The sequence below is a fragment of the Psychrobacter sp. AOP7-A1-24 genome, from assembly GCF_052376235.1.
Classification (GTDB): Bacteria; Pseudomonadota; Gammaproteobacteria; order Pseudomonadales; family Moraxellaceae; genus Psychrobacter.
This window is the reverse complement of sequence record NZ_JBQSVM010000021.1, coordinates 42,443-60,829: the sequence shown is the minus strand read 5'-3', so window position 1 is coordinate 60,829 and position 18,387 is coordinate 42,443. Positions and strand designations below refer to the sequence as shown.

General features: G+C 42.1%; 17 protein-coding genes. 9 read left to right on the top strand and 8 right to left on the bottom strand.

Translation table 11 applies throughout. From position 1 onward, the window contains the following. The 3 genes from ACT3QQ_RS08885 to ACT3QQ_RS08875 form a co-directional block, all read left to right on the top strand. Positions 1-276, top strand: a 276-nt coding sequence (locus ACT3QQ_RS08885) for a TRAP transporter large permease subunit (protein ID WP_444527726.1), incomplete at its 5' end; no start/stop codon positions are given. A gap of 235 nt (positions 277-511) precedes the next feature. Beyond that, entirely contained in the window at positions 512-1,564 is a 1,053-nt protein-coding gene (locus ACT3QQ_RS08880) for a 5'-nucleotidase (protein WP_444527725.1), read from the top strand. Positions 1,565-1,604: 40 nt separating this feature from the next. Further along, positions 1,605-2,210, top strand: coding sequence for a rhomboid family intramembrane serine protease (locus tag ACT3QQ_RS08875; RefSeq protein ID WP_444527724.1), 606 nt, complete (start codon positions 1,605-1,607; stop codon positions 2,208-2,210). A gap of 57 nt (positions 2,211-2,267) precedes the next feature. Here the strand turns inward: ACT3QQ_RS08875 and ACT3QQ_RS08870 are convergent, their stop codons facing one another. From ACT3QQ_RS08870 to ACT3QQ_RS08860, 3 genes are all read right to left on the bottom strand, one after another. Further along, the gene (locus ACT3QQ_RS08870; protein WP_444527723.1) at positions 2,268-2,816 is read right to left on the bottom strand and encodes a hypothetical protein; all 549 of its coding nucleotides are present in this window, start codon (positions 2,814-2,816) and stop codon (positions 2,268-2,270) included. A gap of 169 nt (positions 2,817-2,985) precedes the next feature. Continuing rightward, complete coding sequence (locus ACT3QQ_RS08865; RefSeq protein WP_444527722.1) at positions 2,986-4,854, bottom strand: sodium:solute symporter family protein; 1,869 nt, start codon at positions 4,852-4,854, stop codon at positions 2,986-2,988. 3 nt (positions 4,855-4,857) lie between these two features. Further along, complete coding sequence (locus ACT3QQ_RS08860) at positions 4,858-5,118, bottom strand: DUF4212 domain-containing protein (protein WP_444523088.1); 261 nt, start codon at positions 5,116-5,118, stop codon at positions 4,858-4,860. Positions 5,119-5,868: 750 nt separating this feature from the next. Between ACT3QQ_RS08860 and ACT3QQ_RS08855 the strand changes: the two genes are divergently transcribed. Next, positions 5,869-7,365 carry an alanine/glycine:cation symporter family protein gene (locus ACT3QQ_RS08855; RefSeq protein WP_444527721.1) on the top strand — a complete coding sequence of 499 codons (1,497 nt, stop codon included), beginning with the start codon at positions 5,869-5,871 and terminating at the stop codon, positions 7,363-7,365. 136 nt (positions 7,366-7,501) lie between these two features. Here the strand turns inward: ACT3QQ_RS08855 and ACT3QQ_RS08850 are convergent, their stop codons facing one another. Then, the gene (locus ACT3QQ_RS08850) at positions 7,502-9,139 is read right to left on the bottom strand and encodes an electron transfer flavoprotein-ubiquinone oxidoreductase (protein WP_444527727.1); all 1,638 of its coding nucleotides are present in this window, start codon (positions 9,137-9,139) and stop codon (positions 7,502-7,504) included. A 551-nt stretch (positions 9,140-9,690) separates the two neighbouring features. On the opposite strand from ACT3QQ_RS08850, the gene ACT3QQ_RS08845 reads away from it, so the two are divergent. The 4 genes from ACT3QQ_RS08845 to ACT3QQ_RS08830 all read left to right on the top strand — a co-directional run bounded on the left by ACT3QQ_RS08845 (position 9,691) and on the right by ACT3QQ_RS08830 (position 13,337). Next, positions 9,691-10,452, top strand: a complete 762-nt coding sequence (locus ACT3QQ_RS08845) for a DUF1285 domain-containing protein (RefSeq protein ID WP_444527720.1) — start codon at positions 9,691-9,693, stop codon at positions 10,450-10,452. Positions 10,453-10,664: 212 nt separating this feature from the next. Then, positions 10,665-11,657, top strand: a complete 993-nt coding sequence (gene murI, locus ACT3QQ_RS08840) for a glutamate racemase (RefSeq protein ID WP_444527719.1) — start codon at positions 10,665-10,667, stop codon at positions 11,655-11,657. A 167-nt stretch (positions 11,658-11,824) separates the two neighbouring features. Continuing rightward, on the top strand, positions 11,825-12,835 hold the full coding sequence (locus ACT3QQ_RS08835; protein ID WP_444527718.1) for a DUF4062 domain-containing protein: 1,011 nt from the start codon (positions 11,825-11,827) through the stop codon (positions 12,833-12,835). A 202-nt stretch (positions 12,836-13,037) separates the two neighbouring features. Then, positions 13,038-13,337, top strand: a complete 300-nt coding sequence (locus ACT3QQ_RS08830; RefSeq protein ID WP_444527717.1) for a hypothetical protein — start codon at positions 13,038-13,040, stop codon at positions 13,335-13,337. A gap of 117 nt (positions 13,338-13,454) precedes the next feature. Here the strand turns inward: ACT3QQ_RS08830 and ACT3QQ_RS08825 are convergent, their stop codons facing one another. The 4 genes from ACT3QQ_RS08825 to msrA form a co-directional block, all read right to left on the bottom strand. Beyond that, a complete protein-coding gene (locus ACT3QQ_RS08825; RefSeq protein WP_444527716.1) occupies positions 13,455-14,915 on the bottom strand; it encodes a lytic murein transglycosylase in 1,461 nt (486 codons plus the stop codon). A 298-nt stretch (positions 14,916-15,213) separates the two neighbouring features. Then, the gene (locus tag ACT3QQ_RS08820) at positions 15,214-15,930 is read right to left on the bottom strand and encodes a DUF1499 domain-containing protein (RefSeq protein ID WP_444527715.1); all 717 of its coding nucleotides are present in this window, start codon (positions 15,928-15,930) and stop codon (positions 15,214-15,216) included. A gap of 40 nt (positions 15,931-15,970) precedes the next feature. Then, positions 15,971-16,630, bottom strand: a complete 660-nt coding sequence (tmpT, locus tag ACT3QQ_RS08815; protein WP_444527714.1) for a thiopurine S-methyltransferase — start codon at positions 16,628-16,630, stop codon at positions 15,971-15,973. A gap of 164 nt (positions 16,631-16,794) precedes the next feature. After that, the gene (msrA, locus tag ACT3QQ_RS08810) at positions 16,795-17,316 is read right to left on the bottom strand and encodes a peptide-methionine (S)-S-oxide reductase MsrA (protein WP_444527713.1); all 522 of its coding nucleotides are present in this window, start codon (positions 17,314-17,316) and stop codon (positions 16,795-16,797) included. A 285-nt stretch (positions 17,317-17,601) separates the two neighbouring features. Between msrA and cmoA the strand changes: the two genes are divergently transcribed. After that, complete coding sequence (gene cmoA / locus ACT3QQ_RS08805) at positions 17,602-18,387, top strand: carboxy-S-adenosyl-L-methionine synthase CmoA (protein ID WP_444527712.1); 786 nt, start codon at positions 17,602-17,604, stop codon at positions 18,385-18,387.

The window sequence follows — 18,387 nt, the reverse complement described above, 5'->3', positions numbered from 1 at the left end:
TTAGCAATGCTAGTAATCACGATTCCTGTGGTATATCCAATCATTCTAGCTTTAGGGTTTGATCCAGTATGGTTTGGCATTATTGCGGTATTGACGGTGGAGCTTGGTTTGATCACGCCACCAATGGGGATGAATATCTTTGTGATTAAGGCGATGGCACCGCACATTAAGCTGAGCGATATGTTCCGCGGGGTGGCTCCATTCATTGTCTCTGATGTGATTCGTTTGGTTGTCCTAGTGATGTTCCCTGCTATATCACTTGTGCTGTTGGGGTAGGCTGAATCTAAACCCTAGTTTATAGAATTATTGTATGAAGCCATATTGCTAATGTAGCAGTATGGCTTTTTCGTTGGCTGATATTCCATTTGATAAAGAAAAGTAGAATGTCTTATAAACATCACAGATGTTGACGCTGCCTGAGGACAACTTTTCTTAATGTTATAAAGGCCTGTGAATGTAGTAAACTGGTTTGTATTCATTTCCCCATATGATTTTATAAGTAGAGATAGTCATGGCTGTCGATTTTAGTAATACGCTTATCGTTGCAATTTCTGCAACAGCACTTTTTGATTTAACGGAGTCAGAAAACTATTTGCTAAAACTGTTAGAGCAACGACCTGTAAGTGCTATAAAAGAATTTAGAGAGTACATGACCGAGCGTGAAAATGATTCCTTGAATATTGGTGCAGGTTACCCGCTGATCAAAGCGTTACTAAATCTGAATAAATATTGTGATAATAGCGATGTACAAGATTCAGAAATTGAAACACCGTTAGTCGAAGTTGTCATCGTTTCAAAAAGTAGTCCAGATACAGGCATTCAGGTGCTCAATGCAATTTTAGAACATGGTATCAGTATCTCTCGTTCAGCCTTTATTTCAGGTAGCCCAGTTGCACCTTATATCAAAGACTTTAACGTCGACCTCTTTTTGACCACTAATCGCGAAGATGCCCAGCATGTGGCGGATGCCAATATATGTGCCTGTGCCATATTGGACGCCACACCTGTCAATACTTATGAGTTGGATACTGAGCAGCTGCGTATTGCCTTTGATGGTGATGCGGTACTCTTTGATGATTCAGGTGAACTGCTATACAAACAAAAGGGGCTACGTGCCTTTCATGATCGTGAAACACAAATGCGCGATTTACCGATTGAAAAAGGTCCTTATGCTGAATTATTGATTAAATTATCAAATCTACAAGAGAGTCTACCTGCTGGCCTCAAATACTCGCCAATAAAAATTGCGCTTGTGACAGCGCGCAATGCGCCAGCAGATTTGCGTGCTATCAAGACCTTGCGAGAGTGGGGCGTGAACGTTGATATGGCGTTTTTTTTGGGAGGGCTAGAAAAAACAGCAGTACTCAGAACATTTGCACCACATATCTTCTTTGATGATTCAATTAAGCATATTGATGCGGCACGTCGTTTTATTCCTACGGCCTTAGTTCCCTATCATTCGACGTCATTATTGCATGGCGACAACTATCTCACTGCGGATGAAGACGCATCCGTTTTATCTTTCAAACCCGCTGTACGTCCACTGTTTGCTGTAAATCATTAAAGTAGGTATAAAAAGTCTAAGTGATAAGGATAGATAGTATATGAATTGGCAGCAATTGCTTAACTTGATTGTCGTACGAATAAAGCAGGTTATTGGTTTATACGCCTTTGTACTGATACCAATGTGGGGTATGTTTTTTCTGAATGAAGTTGCTTTATTTGGAATGTGGAATATCTTTGGTATCGTGCCGCGTGCTTTAGATGTGGGTAGTATGATAGGAGTATTTGCTTCATGGACCATGCATGGCAATTTGTCACACTTGACTGGCAATACGGTGACGCTGTTACAGATTCTTTTTTTGTTTGGTCTGTTTGAGAAGAATGCTTATCGCACGGTGATTAAACTGGTGGTTGCATCAGGATTGGTCACTTGGTTTATCGGATCACCATCTTCTATTCATATTGGTGCATCAGGGCTATGCTTTGCAATGCTAGGTTATATGATAGGTGGGGCTATATTTGCGCGGCGCTGGGGTTACCTGATAGCTTGTATTGTCATGGGAACTGGTTATTGGCTGACCATCAAGCAAGGATTGATGCCGCAACAAGGTATCTCGTTTGCGGCACATTTTGGTGGTTTGTGCGCTGGTCTATTGCTAGGAGCCAATTCAAAACATACGTACTCTGCATCTTCTCAGCGCTACTAACGGCAGTTTATTATCAGTATTCAATGATCCACTATCGTCATACTGAGTGCTATTCCATTAAACGCTCTTATCAGTACATATTTTGATAAATAAAAGGTCGTCTGTGGTTAGCTCTCGCCATGCAGTGGTTTGTTTAACGTGTTCATCAACCGTCAGCGTACTACCTTTTTCAGGTATCACGTAGTCTGCTCGGGCAGGAGTAGTACAATCTATTACTTGTAAAATCTTCTGTACACTTCTGCGTCTTTCAAACAAATACAAATTGACTAAGTGCATGTCTGGGTTGTCAGCATGCATGCTGGCGTTGCCCGTATCTGCTGCAATAAAGCGCAAGACTTGCGGTTTGATATAAGACCATGGGCGAAACCATTCTGCACTTTCTGCAGTCTTTACGACCTCAACACCATCAGGCAGTTGACGGACTTGTTGACCGTACCAGTTGTATTCTTGATGTATTTGAAACCCAAAAATACCAATCGCAGCAAACAAAGGAATCAACCATTTTGGCGCGCGCTTACCTGACAGCTTACAGAGGTGAGTTATGATCAATGCCAATCCAGCCATTCCAAATGCCGCAGCTATAGTAGCGATAAACTCAAAAAGCATAAAATATTCCTTAATGCGCTAGGCATTTTTAGTCAGGTATGTTCAATTGGATAAAGCAAAAACATAATCTAAATATTATCTTAATAAGCCTTAGATAAAAAAACACTCACCAGCAGTGGCTGCCAGTGAGTGATATATAGTAACAGAAGACATATCATCGTTCGTCAGATTAATGGTCGACTGCACCGCCTGCACCACGTGGTGAGCGAACGCTTTCGACCAATTCTTGAATGTGTAATGGTGGCGCTTTGGTTGCATAAGAAACAATGAATGCAACGATAAAGTTAAGCAGTGCCCCAACTACACCAAACGATAATGGTGAGATACCGAATAACCAGTATTCTGCTGTATCAGGGAAGTTGGCAGTACCACTGATAAAGAACCAACCTTTAAAGACGAAGATATAAATCAAAATAGTAGTCAAACCTGTCAACATACCAGCGATCGCGCCAAGGTTGTTGATACGTTTTGAGAATATACCCATCATTAATGCAGGGAAGAGGGAAGCACCAGCGATACCAAATGCCAACGCAACTACCTGTGCGGCAAATCCTGGTGGATTCATACCCAGGTAAGTAGCAACTACAATCGCGACACCCATCGTAATACGCGCGACCTTGAGCTCCCCTTTGTCAGTGATGTTTGGATTCAGGTTCCGTTTGATTAAATCATGACTAATCGCTGACGAGATAGCGAGCAATAGGCCGGCAGCAGTTGATAGTGCAGCAGCGAGACCACCTGCGGCGATTAGACCAATAACCCAAGAGGGTAGTTGTGCAATTTCTGGGTTAGCCAATACTAAGATATCAGCGTTGACGTCGAGCTCGTTACCAGCCCAGCCTGCATCTGCAAAGCGGCCATCAAGTTCTAAGTCGTGCGCAGCACGTGCTGTTTCAACTGCAGTTGTTGCAGCGCCTACATCACCACCTTCAGTCTGTGCATTGGTCAGTGCCACTTCTGCAGCGCCCAGTCCACTATCGTTGTACATCTGAATACGACCATCATTATTAAGGTCAGTATATTTAATCAAACCAGTATCTTCCCAAGTCTTCATCCAGTCTGGACGTTGATCATAGTCGATTGCAGGCTCTGCAACACCTTGAGGGTAGATAGTATCGATAAGGTTTAAGCGTGCCATTGCGCCAACAGCAGGTGCTGTGAAGTATAGTAATGAAATAAATACTAACGTCCAACCAGCGGTCCAACGTGCATCGGCAACCTTAGGAACTGTGAAAAAGCGAATAATAACGTGGGGAAGACCCGCTGTACCAATCATGAGTGACAATGTGAACAGCACCATGTTTAGTTTGTTAGGTACGTCAGCTGTATATGCCGTGAATCCCAAATCGGTCACAACTTGATCAAGCTTGGTGAGGATAGGGATACCAGAATCGACATGGTTTGAAAATAAACCCAAACCTGGAATTGGATTGCCTGTTAATTCAAGTGAGATAAAAACAGCAGGAATGGTATAAGCAATCATCAGAACCACATACTGCGCAACCTGCGTGTAGGTAATCCCTTTCATACCGCCAAGAACCGCGTAAAAGAATACAACAATCGCAGCAATAATAAGACCTGTATCGTTCTCTACTTCTAAGAATCGTGAAAACGCAACACCAGCACCTGTCATCTGACCAATAACATACGTGGTAGAGGCGATAATCAAACAAACCACGGCAATCATTGCAGCGGTTTTTGAATAAAAGCGATCTCCAATAAAATCAGGTACAGTGAACTTGCCAAATTTACGTAAGTACGGAGCCAGTAGCATGGCTAGTAGCACATAGCCACCTGTCCAGCCCATTAAGTAGGTCGATGCGCCATAACCGCCAGCAGCAAGCAAACCTGCCATAGAAATAAAAGATGCTGCACTCATCCAGTCAGCAGCTGTCGCCATACCGTTGACTACGGGATGTACACCACCGCCCGCTACATAGAACTCACTGGTCGTCCCAGCCCGAGCCCAAATCGCAATACCAAAATACAGAGCGAAAGATAGGCCTACGAAAATAATATTAACTAAATACTGACTCATGGTCTATTCCTCATCTACGCCATATTGTTTATCTAACTTATTCATACGCCATGCGTAGAAGAAAATTAAAATGATAAACACCCCGATGGAACCTTGCTGGGCGAACCAAAAGCCCAAGTCAGTGCCCCCGACTTTGATGCCGGCCAACAGAGGACGCAATAAAATAGCAAAACCATAAGAACATAGTGCCCAAACTACTAGGCTACCTAAGATGAGACGGACATTGGCACGCCAATAACCGGATGGATCGTTATGACCTTTCATGGGACAACTCCTTTTGTCTTCCCTAAAAAATACCAACAATATAAAGCAGTACCTGACTATTTTTTATCAAACAAGCATAAAAAATAGTCAGGTACTGCTTTATATAGTGAAAACGATGATATGTGATAAGACATTTATAGTTCGTTAGTTCTCTACTTCAAGTAAGATAACGAACACTTTAAACATCACATTAATCTAAACCATCGAATGGTAAAACAATATTTCTTGAGGAAGACAGAAGGGTGGACTATCCAGTGTCTTTTTAACAATCTCGTCTTCCTGACAAGAGTTTTAATGTTCGTAACGTTCTAACCTATTGTGCTGACTAACAATATTGATAACTATAAAACAGCATAAGCGGATATAAAATTTATATTAGCACGGTTTAATAAACATTATTGCAAATAACTAAGCATGAGTTATAGATAAATTACCAAAAATTAGTTTGCGCCGTATTCGTTAAAAAACCTAACGTTACGGAAACAGTACGGCAGTCGTGTAGTTTATGCGGTTAAATTGTCACTTAATCTATTCTATATAATATCAAACATAAGCATTATTTATTTTAAAAATAATTATACGAAGTCGATAAGTAAACGTGATGGTCGCACGTCGCTCAATATCTATATCATGCACATGTCTTTTGGTATCAGGTGTTTTGCGTAGAGTCTTGTATAGTCTATAGCAATCAAAATATGATATCGATACGAAACTTAAGTAATGCATATAAAGAGTGAATAAGGAGCCCATATGAACGAGGGGATAGTAGGTTGGTTTAATAACATCGTAAATTATGGTGTCGGTATTATCTGGGGTAACAATGACTGGCTGATTGCTAGCAACCCTTGGTATGGACTACTGATGTTCTTACTAATTGGTGCGGGTCTTTACTTCACCGTCGCGACACGTTTTATTCAGTTTCGCCACTTTGGTCATATGTGGAAGTTGTTACGTGTGTCGAACCAAGGACGCAAAGATGGTGGCATTAGCTCATTTGAAGCATTGATGACGTCACTAGCAGCGCGTGTCGGTACTGGTAATTTGGCAGGTGTGGCAATTGCAATCTATTTGGGTGGCCCAGGTGCTGTATTCTGGATGTGGATGACGGCACTTGTCGGTATGTCGACCAGTTTTATCGAGTCAACCCTAGCACAGGCATACAAAGTACCACATAATGATAATGTGTACCGCGGTGGCCCTGCTTATTATATCGAAAAAGGTCTAGGCAAACGCTGGCTCGCAGTGTTTTTCTCATTATGTTTGTTAGTAGCCTTTGGTTTGGCGTTCAATGGCGTACAGTCAAACACCATCGCTCAAGCGACCAATGAAGCTTTTGGTGTGCCAACGTGGATGACGGGTTTGGTATTAGTTGTACTGGTAGCACCAGTGGTGTTCGGTGGTTTGCGCTCAGTAGCTCGTATCGCGGGTAAAATTGTACCAGTGATGGCTATCTTGTACATTTTGCTAGCAGTATTTATTATCGTGACTAACTTCAGCCAGTTCCCAGCAGCGATCGCGTTGATTGTAAAATCAGCATTTGGCTTTGAGCAAGCGGCAGGCGGTGTTATTGGTTATGGTATTGCGCAGGCAATGATCAACGGTATCAAACGTGGTTTGTTTTCTAACGAAGCAGGTATGGGTTCAGCGCCGAATGCTGCAGCAACGGCAAAAAGTCATCCTGATCATCCAGCAGTGCAAGGTTTCATGCAGATGCTAGGTGTATTTATGGATACCATTATCATTTGTACCGCGACGGCATCGATTATTATCTTGTCTGGCGTGGTCGATCCTAATGTCGAGCAAGAAGGTATTCAGCTAACTCAGTTGGCTTTATCACAGTATGTGGGTGACCTAGGTGTGGTGTTCGTGGCGATTGCGATTTTCTTCTTCTCATTTACGTCTATCATCGCCAACTACAGCTATGGCGAATCAAATCTTGAATTTATTTCTGGTACTAAAAATGCCAAAGTAATGATCATGATTTTCCGCTTTCTTGTGTTAGGTATGGTATTTATCGGTGCAGTTGCCAGTCTACCTGCCATATGGAACTTCGCTGACTTATCTATGGGTATGATGGCGATAGTTAACTTAGTGGCTATCTTAATGTTGTCTCCTGTAGCATTAAGAATACTGCGTGACTATGAGCGTCAGGTAAAAGAAGGTAAAACAGGCGATCAAATTAAGTTTAATCCCGATGACTTTGTAAAACTCAAAGATGAAGCCAATCGTGATGCTTGGACAGATTAAGCAGCATAGATGAGTAAAAACCGTTTGTTTTAAGCACTAAAAAACCGCCTTTCTCTTCATGAGAGAAAGGCGGTTTTTATTGGAGCACAGTTTTAATAATACTAACTGTCATTGCTTAAACTAGCATTATTTTGATTTACATGTTTGGATAGTTAGGACCGCCGCCACCTTCTGGGGTTACCCAAGTGATGTTTTGTGAAGGGTCTTTGATATCACAAGTTTTACAATGCACACAGTTCTGTGCATTAATGACAAACTTAGCACCTTCAGCGTCTTTGACCACTTCATATACACCGGCTGGGCAATAAAGACGAGCAGGCTCAGCGTACAGTGGTAAATTGATGGATACAGGCACTGTTGAATCTGTAAGTTTTAGATGCGTTGGCTGATCTTCTGCGTGGTTGGTGTTCGAGATGAATACCGACGACAACTTATCAAATACCAGCTTACCATCAGGCTTGAGGTAGGTTGGTTGATAAGCATGATTAGCGCGATCCAACTGATCGTAGTCTGGGATATTGTCATGCAAAGTGAGTGGCATTTTACCTTTTAACAAGTTGTGCTCGATAAAGGTGAAAGCGCCACCCATGAGCAGACCCATACGGTGAATCGCAGGCGAGAAGTTGCGCGACTCATAGTTGTCTTGATACAACCATGATTCTTTATACATTGTACTATAAGCAACCACTTCATCATGCTGACGTTCAGCTTGCAACGCCTCAAAGATAGCTTCGGCTGCGAGCATGCCTGACTTCATCGAGGTATGAGTACCTTTGATTTTTGCTGGGTTTAGGAAACCAGCGTCATCACCTACCAACACGCCACCTGGGAAAGTAAACTTCGGTAATGAGTTTAGACCACCTTTGGTCAGAGCACGTGCGCCGTAAGAAATGCGCTTACCGCCTTCTAAAACGTTTTTGATAACAGGGTGCGTTTTCAAGCGCTGCATTTCATCAAATGGAGACATGTAAGGGTTGTGGTAAGACAAATCAGCCACAAGACCAAAGCTTACTTGGTTGTTTTCATCAAAGTACAACCACCAGCCACCAGTAGAGCCAGTTTCAGTCAATGGCCAGCCAAGACCATGCATAACAACGCCTTGCTCATGCTTTTCAGGCTCAACTTCCCACAGCTCTTTTAGACCAATACCATAATGCTGAGGATCAGAGTCTTTATCTAGATCGAAGCGGCTGATTAAGCGTTTGCCTAAATGCCCACGGCTGCCTTCGGCAAAAATAGTATATTTGGCAAGAAGTTCATAACCAGGCTCAAAACTTGGCTTGGCTTCACCATTGGCGGCCACACCCATATCACCAGTTAATACACCTCGTACTGAACCGTCGTCATTGTATAAGATGTTATCAGCAGGGAAGCCTGGGAACATCATGACTTCAAGCTCTTCTGCTTGTACTGCTAACCAACGAACGACATTACCTAGCGAGACAATATAGTTGCCATCGTTATGCATCGGACCTGGAATTAAAGAGTCAGGCACTTTGGTTGAGCGTGTGGCAGAGTTTAGATAATAGAAACGATCTTCTGTCGCTGGCACGTTAAGCGGTGCGCCTTTTTCTTTCCAGTCAGGAATCAACTCATTTAGAGCGCGTGGCTCAATGACTGCACCAGACAACGTATGGGCACCAAACTCAGAGCCTTTTTCGACCACACAAACCATAAACTCATCATTACCAGCTTCAATAGCAAGCTGGCGCAAACGTATGGCAGCAGATAGACCTGCAGGTCCACCACCAACGATGATGACATCGAACTCCATTGATTCTCGTTCGATTTCAGGTTCCGCGGCAACTGGCTCTACGACTGGTTCTGCTTTATCTAGCGTTGCAGTATCTGTCGCTACTGGTGCGTCAGCATTCACAGTATTACCATCACTAACTGGCGTTTGATTGTCTTGCTCTTGCATACCTACTCCTAAACTTTTAGTGGCTTATCTCAGGGCATCATTAGCTTAACAACTGAATAATAGACTTGCGGCGCTAACGTCACTCAGACATATGGCTGCCCGATAAAACTGTCTTTGCGGCATCAATTGACCCGTTATGGTTAATACCAATTTATCTAAGGATATCAACGCATAACGTAAGATGTGTCATCAATACAACACCCACTTGACCATTTCAATAAAAAATCGTTACTCATTATAAAAGAAAAGTCCTACAAACACGATACGCATTTATGAGTATCGATGCTAAGGTAATGTTAAGAAAATGAAGTTGTTATAACGATAAAGTTTCATCATACCTGAAACAAAAATTTATAGTAATAACAGATAAGCCAAACTTTGAATACTAAATAAAGGGATTAACAATGAATAACGATAATAATAGCACTGAAGACAGCCATAAAAAACTTACAGAGTCCCCAGCCAGTGAGCCTTCCGGCCTAGATAGCTTAGACAATTTGGATGCATTAAACCAGTATATTAAGTCTACTAAAGGCACTCGTGAAGGGCGTGCGATACCACCGCTTGAAAGGTGGCATCCTGAAGATATTGCTGACATGGATTTGACTATCAAAGCAAATGGAGAGTGGTGGCATGAAGGCGGGAAAATGACCCGTGAGTCATTGGTCAGCTTGTTTGCCACGATACTATGGAAAGAAGAAAATAATGGCACTACTGAGTACTTTCTAAAAACCCCTGTACAGAAAATCCGTATCCAAGTAGAAGATGCACCACTTCTGATAAATGATGTCGGTATTATCCATGAAGATGATATGAGTTGGTTGGAGTTTACAACGACGACAGGGGACGTAGTTCGCTTAGACGAGGAGCATCCGATCGTATTAAAGGCGTATAATTCTAATAAGAGCGATTTTAATGACAGCGACTTTAATAATAAAACGAATCAGCTGAATACAACTGACGATGTTGTAGACTCTCAAAATTTAGCGTCTGCAGAACAAGTACGCCCCTACATGATGGTTAGAAATGGCTTGACCGCGCTTATCGGTCGTAATACTTTTTATCACCTGACTGAAATCGGAGCGTTAACAGAAGCCAATGGTAAGACGATATTAACGCTACAAAGTGGCGACCAGTCTTATTCATTATCAATGTCTACTGATTAGGTATTATGTTTATCTATTAATTGCTGTATGCCGATGAGTGCTATAATTTTATAGTGTCGTCTAAGCATGGGTTTGAAAAACTCTTATCATCTAAAGACGGCTAATAAACAGCCGAGATAGAGTAATGCCATACACACTATATATAGCGCATTTAATTGGGTAATGAAATTGATGAATAATACGATAATGGCATTCGCATAAATATGGACATCATGAATAATCAGACAGCCGAAAAATTTAGAATACGTGCCGATATATCTGTTGACCGGAGTCTAAAAGCTATTGATCTAGTAGATATCAATAAATATGCTGGTAACACAGTTGTAAGCGATAAAAACCGTAGCGCGCCCATTGGACTGTTCGATTCTGGTGTTGGTGGTTTGTCTGTTTACTTGCACTTAGCACAGCAACTGCCTACTGAGCGTTACATATATTACGCTGATACGCTAAATGTACCTTATGGCAATCGTGATAGCGAAGATATTGAAGTACTGACGTTAAAGGCTGTAGAGTGGTTACATCAGCAAGGCTGTAAGCTAATTGTTATTGCTTGCAATAGCGCTTCAGCATATGCGCTAGATACTGCCCGACGCTGCTATCCGCACATACCTATTGTGGGTCTTGTTCCTGCATTAAAACCTGCGGTATTGTCGAGCAAGAGCGGTCACGTAGCGGTGTTAGCGACCAAAGCGACTTTGAACGGTACCTTGTTAAATGACGTTATTCTCAATTTTGCTAAACCTAATAACACAGTAGTCACTAAATACTTTGATCCACAACTGGTGCCTTGGGTGGAAGCAGGTATGTCAGAACAAGACGAGACAGCCGAAAGATTACGTCAACAGGTACGAATATTTGCTAATGAAGGTGTCGATCAGTTAGTGTTAGGGTGTACACATTATCCATTTTTTAAGACATTTTTATTAGCTGAGATTGCACAACAGCAGCTATCAATACAAGTCATTGACTCTGGTCAAGCGATTGCTGAACGGGTTAGACAGCTATTGATTGCAAACAACTTATCTGCATCGTGTATGAGCGAAAGACAGAAAAGTCTGACACCAAAATCTAGTCCGACAAACACCATTACTAGATCACCATTAACTTTTCACGCTACTAAATATAGTGATAGACTATGCGCTTTAGTTGAACGCTTACTTGGTACAGAGATGGCATTGCAATACAATACTATGCTGACTAGTTAACATCAAAGTTAGTGATATTGATATGCTATATACAGTGCTAACTCAGTCAAAATAAATTGAGTACATCTTTTCAAGCTAAGAGTATGCTAGGCTGAGCAAAACAAGATTTTTGTGTTCTATCTCACACCTTATCCTTTTTATGTCACGACCTACGCTTAGAGGTAATTGTGCCAAATCGTCGCTATCATATTCATATTATATGCGCTGACAACGACCAGTTGTTGGTTCTAGACAGCTTAGCGATATTCTTTCAGGCACGCGCATTTCTGACATATGATGTTTCTAGTAAGTTATCCAAAGCCTCTTTTTATGGGCGCCAGTGTATTGATTCTTGTGATTATGCAGTCATGATCGTTGGCGACAGCTACGGGACTGTTCAAAAAAACGGCGTCAGCCAGATGCATTTGAGTTATCTTAATGCCAAAGCAAAGCTTAAGCCGCTACTCGTTCTGGTTAAAAACCACTCTCAAGACGCCGTCATCAGTCGACAACTTCAAGAGTTTATTAAGTTAGTCACCAAGCAAGATAACCAGCTACATTACTATGATACAGAAGAAGATATCGAGCCACTATTGGTACAAGCTCATTATAATGCAGTCGCTAATAATAAAATGGTAGGTGGCTGGGTCAGAGCGAATGATGAAGAGAGTACTATTAGTAAAAAGGTCGTTCATGAGAAGCCGGTCGATGTATTACTTCGTACTACCAAGGTAGAAAAAAATAGTCCTGATGACGAAGACTTTATATCGGATAAAGTCAGTGAGCCACTTGAATTAACAGAGTTTTTTGAGATTCAATATAGTGCTCAAGCTTATGAGGGTGGTAATCTAACGGACGTGACTAGATCCCTCACACTCTCATGGCACGAGATACTCATGACACTCACGAGAATACCGTCTACTTTTTCGAGCTATGGGTTGCAAAATGCTATCAATCGCTTGATTACCTCTAAAGCGGAAATAGATATCAAAAAAGAGATGCCAAACGTTCATGCTGTCTCACGCTGCCAAATCTCTCAAGCTGATATCAATAATTTGCAACGTAAGCTAGTCGGTGCAAATTGGATACAGCTGATGACGTATGGCACGCGGGTCTCACAAGAGCTTTGGAAGCTTACCTTCTACGCAAAAAACCTACTGCAAAATAATATCTCGAGTACGAACGAACAATACTCATAATTATTTGATAGCGTGCTCAATAACACTTATATAAAACGTCCACTTTGGCATCATGGCTACGTTTTGTAATACAAAGCATACGTGCAATGCTTGTGAATCTTCCTCAGACCCGTAATAATAAAGTCAGTCAGTTAACTATGTTCACAGCGTTAGCTGTTTTAGAATGACAACTAATAATATTAATAATTAGGGAGAGCGTACGATGAGCAATGCTAAAAATGACGAATTAAAAAGAGATATTGATGATCTAGAAAAGTCGATGCATGATGCTGATCAGTTTCATACGTTAGAAGAGCAAGTAGCTGATATGAAACGCCGCGGTATAGATCCTAGCAAAGCTTACAAAGATTTGGACAATAAAGCGGAAGATGAAGACTGGGGCGATGCGACTTGGAAAGAAAACGGTAAGTGGGAGCCAAAAACTGCTGCTGACTTAGACGAAAAAGCTCGTGAGAACTGGAATGGCGACAATGGTCAGCCTAAGCCACCACCTATTGTTTGAATACGTTTTTTAAGTCGAGTAGATAGGTTGTTTTAGTAATTGTCTATAAATAAAAAAGCCACGCTAACAATAGCGTGGCTTTTTTGATGCGTTCAAATAGTATTACTTATCTTGCTACTATGACCCTTGGTCTATACGAATAAGTTTGATAGTGCCATCAGCGTCAGTAACGCGGCGATAACGTGTATTGCTAGAAGTTGACGAGCTCACTGATGGTTGAGAGGAGTAGCTACTAGGCGCAGTCGTTTGCTGTTGAATTAACTGTCCCATGCGATCGGCAGGTGCAGGATTCAAGGGTTTACTGTTTGCAGGCTGACCGTATTGAGGTTGACTTGGTGCTGCATTACCAACGATTGCGCGATAGAACTTCTGACCTGCACGTCCGTCAGCTGGAAAAATACCGCGACTAGTCTGGTATTGCTGAATAGCGGTACGAGTATTGTCTCCGATAATGCCATCGACACCACCAATGTCATAACCTGCGTTTAGCAATGCCTGTTGAATGTCTTTAGCTTGCTGGCGGCTGATACCAGGATCGTCTGTTGGCCACGCAGTGATAAAGTCTGTCTTGCTACTGTCTTCACGAGTGATCAAATCTGATAAGTGTGCGATCGCCAGTGCGTAGTTTTCTGAAGCGTTATAAGAGTAAAACGTATCAAAGTTTTTACCTACTAGGAAAGCAGGGCCTTCTATACCAGCTGGTAGTAATAAGCCTGCACTGTTTAAGTCAGAGGGTAACGGACTACCATTAGCCAATGTCAGACCTTGGTTGCGCCAATGGCTTATCGATTTTTTATCTTTACGATTAGAAGCGGCCCAGAACCCATCAGGTAGTTTAACTTCATAACCCCAAGGCTCGCCAGTACGATAGCCGCGATTGTCCAAGAAGTTCGCCGTAGAAGCGAGTGCATCAGGGACGCTATTGACCAAGTCACGACGACCGTCACCATCAAAATCTACGGCCAATTCTAAAAAGGTACTCGGCATAAACTGTGTCTGCCCAAAGGCGCCTGCCCATGAGCCGGTCATATCGTTGGGTGCGATATCGCCATTTTGCACGATTTTTAGCGCATTGGCGTATTCACCTTGGAAATAGCTCTGACGACGATCAAAACAAGACAATGTTGCTAAAGATTCAAATAACGGCTTTTTACCTAACGTTTGACCGAAGTTAGACTCTACGCCCCAGACACCAAGTACATGCTCAGCTTTTACGCCATAACGCGACTCAATTTGACGTAGGGTTGAACCCCATTGACGTTTGGCTCGGATACCATCTTCGACACGCTCTTTATCGACTAGTGCTGATAAATAATCCCAGACATCTTTTTGAAACTCTGGCTGATAGTTAAGCGATTGAATCACGCTAGGATCAGGTTGGCTGGGACGGTAGTTGTTAAAAGTAAAACTATCCACGCCGCGGAATTTACTAGAGTTTTTTAGTCCATCTAGACATTGTTGGAATTCAGCATTAGATAAATTTGGTGCTTCTGGTCGGGCAGCTTGGGCTGTGCTTGCTAAGCTGATGCCGACAGCAACACCAAGCAGCGACAAAGTAGATAAGGAAGTCAAACGCATGAAAATATCCTATAAACGTTAAAATCGTTATTGAGAGATAAAAGACGAAAAATGATATTAACGTAGAGTAACCAATCTAAACAGTAAAGAAAAGCTGTCGAAGTACCAAGGTTATAAATAATTACGTTAGTTTGATATAGGTGTGAGGTGTGAGGTGTGAGGATGAGGATGAGTTTATGTTGATTCAACATGGAAACTGCCGTGGTATAACGCCAGTTTCTATGTGATTTCGAGAGTGAGACAGCTAGCTAGGGTTATGAAGCAGTCGCTTCATCTGATGTATAAAATGTTATAACGTTTACGACGCTTCTATCACAGAATTTAACTCGTCTATCAAACTATGAATCCGTGCCGCATTTTTACCCATATCACTCTTACCGATACGTGATTTACTACGGATATCGACCAAACGTTCGTTACCATTATCGGTTACACGAATCACCACATCATCTTTAAAGCCAAACCAAGTGGTGGTATCTGTGGCTTCAATGATGCCTTTGTCAGCATCAGTATTGACAAGCTCCCAGCCTAAGTTTTCAATGGCTTGTTTGGATGCGTCAACCAATTCAGGCTGTGATTGAGAGTAGGTCAACGTCTGCAGGTCAGGATAGGCAGTGCGCTGTTGTTCAGCAGTTTCTGCGCCTGCGTACTCGACTGGATTTGATGCATCTGCACGTAGTGGCACAATCGCGATAAACTCAGGTGGATTCACTAGATCGGTTGAAATGTCATGAATCGGCGGTACGCTTTTGGCATTATTCATCATACCGAGTGGCAAAGCGATAGCAATTGCAGAAAATATAACGGTTACTGCTGCGCTAGCAAGGCTGACCGTTTTACGTTTGAATATAACTTGGATAGCAAGTAGTACGAGAGCTGCAATACCAACAAACAGACCGAACCTAAACCCTGTCATTGCAGTGCCTAAGTCTAAAAACCCGAATTTATGAAGTGGTGCTGGTAGTGCAACCAGCAAAAACGCGATTAAGCTTATCATGCTTACTAAAATTTTCATTAGGACGCTCATTTATTTCTTAGTAGACGCGAAGTATATTCTATTTATCACTCAACAACCATACATGCTCTGTCACGGTTAAGTCAGATGCTGAGCCTATAGAAGCAGATTCGCTAGTGAGTTCGGTAATTTGATAGCGCCCGCCACAATATTGCTGTAATTGCTCGCTATTAATAGAAAAAGGAGGTCCGTTTTTTTTACTTTGGTCATAATTAAGCGTGATTAATAACTGTGAAGCTTTGCCGCTAATTTTACGTATCTGTTCGCTATACTGCATACGCATATCAGCTGGTAGGGCGATTAATGCCGCTTTGTCATATACTGCATTAATAGTACCAATATCTTTAGCAGTTAGTGCAAAGATATCAGCTACCCATAAAGTAATGGTTTGTCCCGACAACTGGCCTTGATAGTATTTAATTGTTGGATTGTCTGCCTGTTGATAGACAGTAGGTTCGATATTTTGCTCAGCAAAGAATGCTTGTACGGCTGTTTCGACCAACTCAACGCCTACCACATCATAGCCTTGCATCGCTAGCCAAACCATGTCGATTGATTTGCCACATAGCGGAATGAAAACACGACTACCAGTAGGTATATCTAAGCGGTTAAAGTACTCAATCAACAATGGGTTGACCGCAGATTGATTGAAACCAATACGGCCTTCTTGCCAACGTTTATGCCAAAACTCAGGGTTCATGCTGTAATCCTTTATCTGCACGTTTTTGATATAAGCGATTCTAATATTAATCTGATATATCAAACGAGAAAATAATAAAAAGCCAAACACCTATAGTATAAGTGTTTGGCTGATATCTAACATTGCGCTAAGAAATCTTTTGAATGAATAATGTCCTATTCAACTTAGCTAACCATATATTTACTAAACTCTTGACGCAGTTTGGCTAGCTTCGGCGGTATCGCAAAGTTGCAATAAGCCTGTCCTGGATTTCTGTTAAAGAAATCTTGATGTGAGTCTTCTGCTTGATAGAACTCAACAGCTGGATGTACTTCCGTCACTACGTCCACACCCATATCGCGTAACTTATTAATAGTACGATCTACAGTCGGTTTTTGACCGTCTTCGGTATAAAACACCACACTGCGATACTGACTACCAACGTCATTGCCTTGACGATCCATCGTGGTGGGATCGTGCGTAGCAAAGAAGACATCAAGTATTACTTCTAATGGGACGATGGACTCATCAAATTCGACTTTGATGACTTCGACATGGCCAGTCGTACCACTACAGACGGCTTCATAATTGGCAGAAACAGCATCACCGCCCATGTAGCCTGAAACGACAGATTGCACGCCTTTTACTGATAAAAAAACGGACTCGGTGCACCAAAAGCAGCCGCCGCCTAATACGATCGTTTGCATAATTTTTCCTATTATTATAAATATGGGTAAGTGCTATATTTGGTAGCAATGGTTTCGTTTTTCAATGTTATTTTTCAACATCACGTTTTCAACGTCTCATTACCCTTAGCATTATTTATTCAGTTTCGTAAGTTATTCAGCTTAGCAGGCGAGCCAAAGACGATAAGTAACAAACAGTAATGTTATAATGGGCTTTTGCTACGTCGCTTATTTATCAACTGACAATGATGAGCCAGCTCATCAGCTATTTCTTATTAAGTTCTATTCTAAAAAACGAGTCGCCCTATGAGCCAATCCCAGCCTACTGTCAAACATGACACCCTATTTGACAAACCGTTTACTACGCCGTTGGATAAGGCGGCACGCTTTTCCTTTGACGAGCAGGTAGTGGCTTGTTTCCCTGATATGATTCGTCGCAGTGTGCCCGGTTATGGTCAGGTACTGGCGATGCTGCCAATATTTGCTCGTCGTCACTGCAAGTACCGTCAGCAGAGCGATAGCGGTCAACGTGTTAGCCGTATTTATGATTTAGGTTGTTCATTGGGCGCCGCGAGTATGACATTAGCTGGTGAATTTGAACCACAAGATTTGCAAATCAAAGCCATTGATATCTCACCAGCGATGACGACAGAAGCGACCACGTTACTGAGTGAGAACTATTCTGAGCACGATATCGAAGTAGTCACCGCGGATATTCGTGATGTTGAGCTTGAGCCATGTGATATGGTGATTTTAAACTTAACGTTACAGTTTTTGCCAGCTGCCGATAGAGTGGCGATATTAGAGAAGATTTATGCGGCACTGAGCGAAGGCGGCATATTAGTGTTAACTGAAAAAACTCACGCATTTGACGAGCAGTACGATGCGTGGTTGGTTGAGCGTTATTACGATTTTAAACGCGCCAATGGTTATACTGAGATGGAAATCAGCGGTAAGCGTAATGCACTAGAGAATGTATTGATTACTGATACGTTAGACGAGCATCATGCACGTTTGAGCGATGTTGGCTTTAAACGTCATCTGACATGGTTTCAGTTTTTAAACTTTGTTTCTGTGGTGGCGTTTAAATAA

Coding starts and splice junctions, on each gene's coding strand:
- ACT3QQ_RS08830 (WP_444527717.1), top strand. CDS start 13,038: ATGAGCAATGCTAAAAATGACGAATTAAAAAGAGATATTGATGATCTA.
- ACT3QQ_RS08845 (WP_444527720.1), top strand. CDS start 9,691: ATGAATAACGATAATAATAGCACTGAAGACAGCCATAAAAAACTTACA.
- murI (WP_444527719.1), top strand. CDS start 10,665: ATGAATAATCAGACAGCCGAAAAATTTAGAATACGTGCCGATATATCT.
- ACT3QQ_RS08820 (WP_444527715.1), bottom strand. CDS start 15,930: ATGAAAATTTTAGTAAGCATGATAAGCTTAATCGCGTTTTTGCTGGTT.
- ACT3QQ_RS08855 (WP_444527721.1), top strand. CDS start 5,869: ATGAACGAGGGGATAGTAGGTTGGTTTAATAACATCGTAAATTATGGT.
- ACT3QQ_RS08860 (WP_444523088.1), bottom strand. CDS start 5,118: ATGAAAGGTCATAACGATCCATCCGGTTATTGGCGTGCCAATGTCCGT.
- msrA (WP_444527713.1), bottom strand. CDS start 17,316: ATGCAAACGATCGTATTAGGCGGCGGCTGCTTTTGGTGCACCGAGTCC.
- ACT3QQ_RS08875 (WP_444527724.1), top strand. CDS start 1,605: ATGAATTGGCAGCAATTGCTTAACTTGATTGTCGTACGAATAAAGCAG.
- ACT3QQ_RS08850 (WP_444527727.1), bottom strand. CDS start 9,139: ATGGAGTTCGATGTCATCATCGTTGGTGGTGGACCTGCAGGTCTATCT.
- ACT3QQ_RS08865 (WP_444527722.1), bottom strand. CDS start 4,854: ATGAGTCAGTATTTAGTTAATATTATTTTCGTAGGCCTATCTTTCGCT.
- cmoA (WP_444527712.1), top strand. CDS start 17,602: ATGAGCCAATCCCAGCCTACTGTCAAACATGACACCCTATTTGACAAA.
- ACT3QQ_RS08880 (WP_444527725.1), top strand. CDS start 512: ATGGCTGTCGATTTTAGTAATACGCTTATCGTTGCAATTTCTGCAACA.
- ACT3QQ_RS08825 (WP_444527716.1), bottom strand. CDS start 14,915: ATGCGTTTGACTTCCTTATCTACTTTGTCGCTGCTTGGTGTTGCTGTC.
- ACT3QQ_RS08870 (WP_444527723.1), bottom strand. CDS start 2,816: ATGCTTTTTGAGTTTATCGCTACTATAGCTGCGGCATTTGGAATGGCT.
- tmpT (WP_444527714.1), bottom strand. CDS start 16,630: ATGAACCCTGAGTTTTGGCATAAACGTTGGCAAGAAGGCCGTATTGGT.